We start from the raw sequence: 6,614 nt of genomic DNA on the forward strand, positions 1-6,614 counted from the left end.
CGGAACCGGTGATGCCGTCGAACGGCTCCCCGGTCCACAGCCCGAGTGCGCTGCGCAGCGTCTCGGCGCAGGTCGGCCACTGCCCGCGCTCGTGCGCGGCGCGGCCTTTCGCGCACAGCTCCGCGAACTCGAGCAGATCGAGCTCGTCGCGGTCCGCCTCGATGGCGTACCCCGAGCCGACGGTACGCAGCCGCCGCGCACCCGAATCCCCGAGCGTCTCGCGCAGGCGACCGACCAGGTTGCGCAGCGAGGACAGGGCGGACGGCGGCGCGTCCACGCCCCAGAGCGAGGCGATCAGTTCGCGGGTCGACACCGTCGCACCGGCGTTGAGCAGCAACGTGGCCAGCAGCGCGCGCGTGCGCGCACCCGCGACCGGAACGTCCTTGCCGTCGATGTCTACTTTGAGCGGCCCGAGCACTTGAAATCGCATTGACGACCCCCTACCCGACAGTGCGACTGACCAGCAGGGTACTCGCCTGGGCCGGTGTGCGGTGTCAGCCGAAATGATCATCCACGTCGTCGTGTGATCGGCATGTTATCGATCGATGACCGCCCCCCGCGAGTGTTGTCAGCGTCGTCAGTCCGGATCGTGGGGCAGCAGGGGGCCGCGCGAGCTGAGCATTGACGACACTTCCTTCAACAACGCACTCGGGGGGACCGTTGCTGACCGACGACGCGGCGTGTCTGGCCTTATGTGATAGGGCGTCGGAGGAGGACCCGGGGACCTGGCTCGAGGGGGAATGCCTCCCGCCGGAGCACGCCGATCGCGTCGCCGCGGCCGAGCGCCTCGTCCTCACCCATCCCAGCTGGTCAGACCGGTTGGTCGGGTCCGTCACCGGGCTTTCCGACAAGACCGTCGGGGCGCTGCGGCGGCGGGCGAATGCGGCGGGGCAGCAGTCGGACTCGGACAACCGTGTCGGCCGGGACGGACGGTCGCGTCCGGTCGACGGGACCGAAGGCAGACTGCGCGCCAGCCGCATCATCGCCGGCAACCCGGAGGCCTCGCTGCGCCGGATCGCCCGCGAGGCCGGAATCGCTGTTTCCACTGCTCAGGACGTGCGACGGCGCATGGAGCAGGGCCGCAGCCCGCTGCCAGAGCGGCAGAGTGCGTCCGGCAGCGTCACGGTCTCCCTCGTGTCGCCGCCGCAACTGGCCGCGGATGACGAACCCCGAACACCATCGCGTCGCTCGGGGCGTAACCCAGCGCGCAAGAGGCGCCGATCTTCGCCGCCCCGAGCCGATGCGGTCGCTGCCGCGATGGCTCAGCTGCGCAAGGACCCCTCGCTGCGGCTGACCGAATCAGGCCGAGCCCTGCTGCGCTTACTCGCCGGCCAGCAGGCGGCGCTCGCGGCGTACTACCGGCTCGTGGAGACGGTCCCGGCCCATTGCTCCGACGCTCTCGCCACGGTCGTCGGCGCATACGCGTGGGCGTGGGGCGAGGCCGAGCGCAGGCTCGAAGTGTAGGCGTACGCGCCGGGCTTACTGCGCTTCGCGTGCAAGGTCAGCGGCAAGGGCGATCCCCATGATCTGAAGCGCGCCATCGGGCACCTGGACCCGGACCGCGACCCCGGCCGCCTGACGCTCAATTCCCGGTTCGGCGCCGACGCGGTCGAGCGGGACCTGCCCGACATCGCGCGCGGTGAAGAACGCCGGCCATCCCGTAGTCTGGCTATGCGATCCCATGCACGGCAACACGGTCAAGACCGCTACCGGACGCAAGACCCGGAGGCTCGAGGACATCCGACGGGAGATCCGCGGCTTCGTGCGCGCGCTGCGCGAGGCGGGGCGTCGAACCCGGCGGACTGCGCCTGGAGGAGGCGGCGGCGGTGACCGAGTGCGTCGGCGCCAACGTCCCCGACGAGGACGGCCTGCGGCGGAACTACGTTTCGCTCTGCGATCCCCGGCTGAGCCTGGTACAGGCGGCCGCGGTGGTCGAGACCTTCGTATCCGAACCTGACCTAACTGGCGGCTCTGCTTGAACTCCGGCTGCGCGCACGATCGGTCTGAAGAGACGCCACCGACGTTGACGCCGTGTCGACGCGCCCATCGCTGCGCGTCCAGTCCCGCAGAAGGCAGGACCGCCGTGATCGTTTCCATTCCCGCCGCCGACCTCGACCGCTGATCGAGCCGTGGAGTTCCGCGCCCCGATCACGCGCATGCTCCTGGCGTCGGATGGCTCTACCACCCTCCTGCTTGAAGCTCTGCTTGGCCTGGAACTGCACGTCGAGGTCGCGCGTCAGGAACTGCGCTCGGCCGGGGACCTGGACCGGGGCGTGCGCTCGGCGATCCGGGCCGGCCGCTCGGACGAACTGCTGGTGCGGCACTCGGCCCTGCGCACGGCCGAGGGAAAGATCGTCTCCCGCAACCTGGTCGTCACCGACGCCGGGAGCGGCACGCCGATGCGCGGCCTGCTGCGCGACCTCGACACCCCGCTCGGCCGCGGATTGATCGCGTTGGGCGTGAGCCAGTCGCGGCGGCTGTTGGACTGGGGCCTGGCCGACTGGCCACTCACGGACGAAGCCGGCGCGGAAGGAGCCGTCGGAACCGCAGCCGGGGATGCCGATCTGTGCGTCTACAAGGCTTATGTCCTCCTTGAGGAGGATGTGCCAGCCATATACGTACACGAACGCTACAACCCCGAGTTCGTGCCTGCGGATCGTTAGACCGGCCCGGGACACGCCGACCGAGCGCGGCGCCGTTCAACCAGAAATATCCGCCGGACGGCGCCAGCCGCTCGGCGCGCATGGACCGCGACCCGTCGGCCGTGACGTTCTCGCGCGCCGCAGCCGAGGCGCTGCTCGACACAGTACTGGCCCAGGCTGCCTGGTCCGTCCTGCTCACAGTGCGCGCAGGAGGGGGAGCAGCACCTCATCAACCATCTCTGCGATGGTGGCGTCTGAGGGCGGGTCAACTCCTGGAGAAAGGTTGGCGGCAGGACGAGAGGTCGTGAAGGAGGCGAACTTATGAGCCAGTGGTCTGACGACCGCTACGGGCTCGGCACCACGGCTGGAACGCAGGCATTGCCGGGCACGGTGTAAATGCCGGCTCCACGGTTGGGCTTTTCAGCGAGGACACAGACAGCGACGCTGACGTCGAAGTAGTCCAGGTCGATGTTGATCGTCACGCCGCCGTAGGTCGCGTTCGCTCCGCCTTCGTACTGGTGCACCCTCTGGTGCGGCCAGTCCGCGCTCGGCGCGGCCCCGGGGTCGGCGTCCTCCTGGCCGTTCCAGTTGGCCACGTCGATCACGTCCGGCTCGCTGATCTTGCCGAGGTTGGCGACCAGGTCGTCAATGCCGCTGCTCTCGCTGCTGTACACGGCGGAGCGGTAACCCTTGGCGCGAAGCTCGACCGACCACGCCGAGAGGAAGGTCATCGCGGCGCTCTCCGCGGTGGCCGGGTACGCCTCCATGTCGTAGTAGAGGACCGAACCCGCGCCGAAGCCGAGCGCTTGGGCCTGCGCGATCGCATCGTCGGCGCTCTGGCTGCCGAGCTGGGCCGGGACTGTGAGAGGCGTGCCCGGCGTCCAGTTCATCGCCTGCCAGCCGACGTACAGCGGCATGAAGTGCCAGCCGGCCTGGGCCTCGGCGCTGACCCATGCCGGGGTCAGATTCGGCTGGGCGGCGCAGGCCCGCAGCGAGCCGCCGATGTAGATGCCGACGGCCTTGAACGGCGAATTCGGGGCGGTCCACGCGGCCATTTGACTCGCGCTGGGCGCGTTGCACGCGTCGAAGCCCGCGCCGGAGATGTAGTTCGTCACGCTGAGGGGCACGGTGGTCGAGGTCTGTGGAGATATGGAGGAGCGCCCAACTGCGGCATCCGGCTGCCCGCTCGCGGTCTCGGACGGCGAGGCGAGCGGGGAAGCGGTAGCGGAGGGCGACACGGACGCGGTCGGGGCGGGTATGGGGGCGTTCGGCGGGACGGGCACGGTGGCGACCGTCGGGCTCGGCAGGTGCGCGGCGGCCAACGCGCTGACGATGGTCGACCGGTCGGCGCCGCTATAGGTCGCGGTGACCGTCATTCCGGGCGCGGAGGCGTCGATCTCCGCGGCGATCGAATGGTCAACGGCAGTGGTGGTGGCGGTCGTCGCAGCGTGCGCCGGAGCCGGCTGGATCAACACCGCGCCGGTGTGACTGCCCACGCCCCGCGCCGGGCAATTCTGCTCCGCCCCGGGAGTGCCGATGTAGACGGCGTGAACGTCGAAGCGCACGCACGTGGTCGGGTGCGCGGCAAGGTCGATCACCTGCCATCCGGCCGGAACGGTGAAGCCGCGCCCGAGAACGCCGACGGTCTTGAGCCCCGCGGCGTGGCCGGAGGGGGCCCTGACCGGCGTGACCGTGAACGGGACCGTGGCCTGCCGCGCGGACGCATCGGGCGAACCTGTCGCCGATGACGACGGCGTCCCGGATGCCGTGAGCGTGTTGGTCGACGCGGTCTGGTCCGCGCCGAGAACGCCGCTGTTCGCTGTGACCACAGCCGCGGCCGCCAGCAGCGCGCCCGTAGCAGTCAGCGCCCCGACACGCCGCCGTGAGCCCCAGCCCCTCATCCCATCCCCCTGTAAAATCCCGCCCCTGATTCGGCAACGGAGCAGAACGTATCAGAGCTGATCGGCGAAGCGGCCGGCCGTATCCGAACTGTCGAATACGACGCTCCGAATGTGCGGATATTTCAGAACATATGAGCGATGTCGTCTGCTTGCCGTGGCGCTCGGTCGTCGGCCGGTCGCCCGCCGGAACCGGCGCCGGGCTTCAGCGCGAAAGCCGCAGGAAACGTGTGGGTCGGAGCGCGGTATTCAAAAATCATCTGTTTGGTCAGTGATCGTTGACCAGTCTGGTGAGCGGCGCTAACTTCGCCCTCAGTGTCCGCGACTGCGGCCGCGGCGGTCGTCGCGGGCGTTCCCACCCATGGACACCCCTGCAAAGAACGCCCCGGGAACCTTGTCCGGGGCGCCGCCATGTACGCCTCAGCGGTCGGATCGGGCCCAGCTGCCGCAGGCCCCTCGCGATCTCCGAGCACTCCGAATGTGGGCGTGCACCCAACACCGAACTGGACGCACCGGCGGGCGTAGCGGTGATCCCGCGCGCCGTCACACGTGCGCCCACACCGTGGCGGTCGGCCGCACCCACATGCGCCGCCGCCACCTGAGATAAGGGGATTTGCAAGTGATCCACCCATTCAAGGGTGCTGCGCGCCGCCGCAGCCTGAGAGTCACACTGGCAGCTGCCGCCAGCGTCACTCTCGCCACCGGCGTGGCGGTCTCGGCGTTCGCTTCCGCGACGCCCGAGGCCGGGAGCTCCGCCTCCTCGGTCAACCCGTACAGCCCGGCCTACGGTCACCCCTACCGGCACGGTGCCGTGCCGACGATCTCGCAGCTGGCGAAGATGAAGGCGTACGCGGCCACGCATGCGCAGACGGTGTCGCCGAACGCGACCGGTCCGGAGACGCTGGCCTACGGCGGCGGTATCGACGGCACCGGCGTGATGAGCGGTCATGCGAAGGTGTACCTGGTGTTCTACGGGTCCCAGTGGGGTTCCGAGAGCACCAACAGCAGCGGTGACGCGACGTTCTCCGGGGACCCGGACGGTGGCGCGCCGGTCGCTCAGGAGATGTTCAAGGGCATCGGTACCGGTGGCGAGCTGTGGTCGGCCGGGCTGACCCAGTGGTGCGACGGCCCGAACGTGTCGTCCGGGGCGACCAGCTGCCCGAGCAACGCCAACTTTGTGCCGTACGACACCGGTGGCGCACTGTCCGGGGTGTGGTACGACAACTCCGCGGCCTCGCCGAGCGCGGCCAGCGGCCACCAGCTGGGCCAGGAGGCGGTCAACGCGGCGGCGCACTTCGGCAACACCAGCGCGGCGTCGAACCGGTACTCGTACTACGTGATCCTTTCGCCGACCGGTACGAACCCGGACAACTACCAGGGTCAGTACTGCGCCTGGCACGACTACAACGGTGACAGCAGCCTGACCGGTGGCCCGGTGACCTCGCCGTACGGCGACATCGCGTTCAGCAACCAGCCGTACAACATGGACTCCGGTGCCGGCTGCGGCGTCGGGTTCGTCAACTCGCCCGGAACGCTGGACGGGTACACGATCACGATAGGCCACGAGTTCTCCGAGACGGTCTCGGACCAGAACCCGGCGGGCGGCTGGACCAACCAGCAGTCCGGCAGCTCGTTCAGCGGCCAGGAGAACGGCGACGAGTGCGCGTGGCTGAGCCCGGGCTCCGCGGGCGGCGCGGGCAACGTCACCATGGGCAGCGGCACGTTCGCCGAGCAGGCGATCTGGTCGAACGACGACAACCGGTGCGACCTGTCGCACCCGATCGTCAACCACGGCGGTGGCGGCAACACCGTCACCGTGAGCAGCCCGGGCAACCAGAGCTCCACGGTCGGTACCGCGGTCTCGGTGCAGCTCAGCGCTTCTGACTCGGCGTCCGGGCAGAGCTTCACCTGGTCGGCCAGTGGTCTTCCGGCGGGTCTGTCGATCAACTCCTCGACCGGTCTGATCTCCGGCACCCCGACCACGGCCGCCACCTCGAGCGTGACGGTCACCGCGACGGACAGCACCGGTGCGTCGGGTTCGGCGTCGTTCACGTGGGCGGTCAGCGGCTCGGGC

The 6,614-nt window shown here is 69.7% G+C and carries 6 protein-coding genes and 1 pseudogene; 5 read left to right on the forward strand and 2 right to left on the reverse strand.

The window, feature by feature from the left end; translation table 11 throughout:
• Nucleotides 1–430 (reverse strand): AfsR/SARP family transcriptional regulator (locus VGZ32_RS07795; RefSeq protein ID WP_326885189.1); only part of this gene is annotated, 430 nt, incomplete at its 3' end.
• Nucleotides 431–660: 230 nt separating this feature from the next.
• Here VGZ32_RS07795 and VGZ32_RS07800 point away from each other — a divergent pair.
• The 4 genes and pseudogenes from VGZ32_RS07800 to VGZ32_RS07815 all read left to right on the forward strand — a co-directional run bounded on the left by VGZ32_RS07800 (nucleotide 661) and on the right by VGZ32_RS07815 (nucleotide 2,663).
• Nucleotides 661–1,464 carry a hypothetical protein gene (locus VGZ32_RS07800; RefSeq protein WP_326885190.1) on the forward strand — a complete coding sequence of 268 codons (804 nt, stop codon included), beginning with the start codon at nucleotides 661–663 and terminating at the stop codon, nucleotides 1,462–1,464.
• Nucleotides 1,465–1,548: 84 nt separating this feature from the next.
• Nucleotides 1,549–1,714: pseudogene (locus VGZ32_RS28650) on the forward strand (3-deoxy-7-phosphoheptulonate synthase); the annotation flags it as partial.
• A complete protein-coding gene (locus VGZ32_RS28995; protein ID WP_326885195.1) occupies nucleotides 1,677–1,979 on the forward strand; it encodes a 3-deoxy-7-phosphoheptulonate synthase in 303 nt (100 codons plus the stop codon). The pseudogene VGZ32_RS28650 and the gene VGZ32_RS28995, both read left to right, overlap by 38 nt.
• Nucleotides 1,980–2,129: 150 nt before the next feature.
• Nucleotides 2,130–2,663 carry a hypothetical protein gene (locus tag VGZ32_RS07815; protein WP_326885192.1) on the forward strand — a complete coding sequence of 178 codons (534 nt, stop codon included), beginning with the start codon at nucleotides 2,130–2,132 and terminating at the stop codon, nucleotides 2,661–2,663.
• Between the two features lie 323 nt (nucleotides 2,664–2,986).
• Here the strand turns inward: VGZ32_RS07815 and VGZ32_RS07820 are convergent, their stop codons facing one another.
• Complete coding sequence (locus tag VGZ32_RS07820; protein ID WP_326885193.1) at nucleotides 2,987–4,543, reverse strand: DUF1906 domain-containing protein; 1,557 nt, start codon at nucleotides 4,541–4,543, stop codon at nucleotides 2,987–2,989.
• A 616-nt stretch (nucleotides 4,544–5,159) separates the two neighbouring features.
• Between VGZ32_RS07820 and VGZ32_RS07825 the strand changes: the two genes are divergently transcribed.
• Nucleotides 5,160–6,614 (forward strand): Ig domain-containing protein (locus VGZ32_RS07825; RefSeq protein WP_326885194.1); only part of this gene is annotated, 1,455 nt, incomplete at its 3' end.

Source organism: Actinocrinis sp., from assembly GCF_035938995.1.
Classification (GTDB): domain Bacteria; phylum Actinomycetota; class Actinomycetes; order Streptomycetales; family Catenulisporaceae; genus DASZGI01.

What these genes read in the sequence shown, in the direction of transcription:
- VGZ32_RS07820 (WP_326885193.1), bottom strand. Translation starts at nt 4,543, where the DNA reads ATGAGGGGCTGGGGCTCACGGCGGCGTGTCGGGGCGCTGACTGCTACG.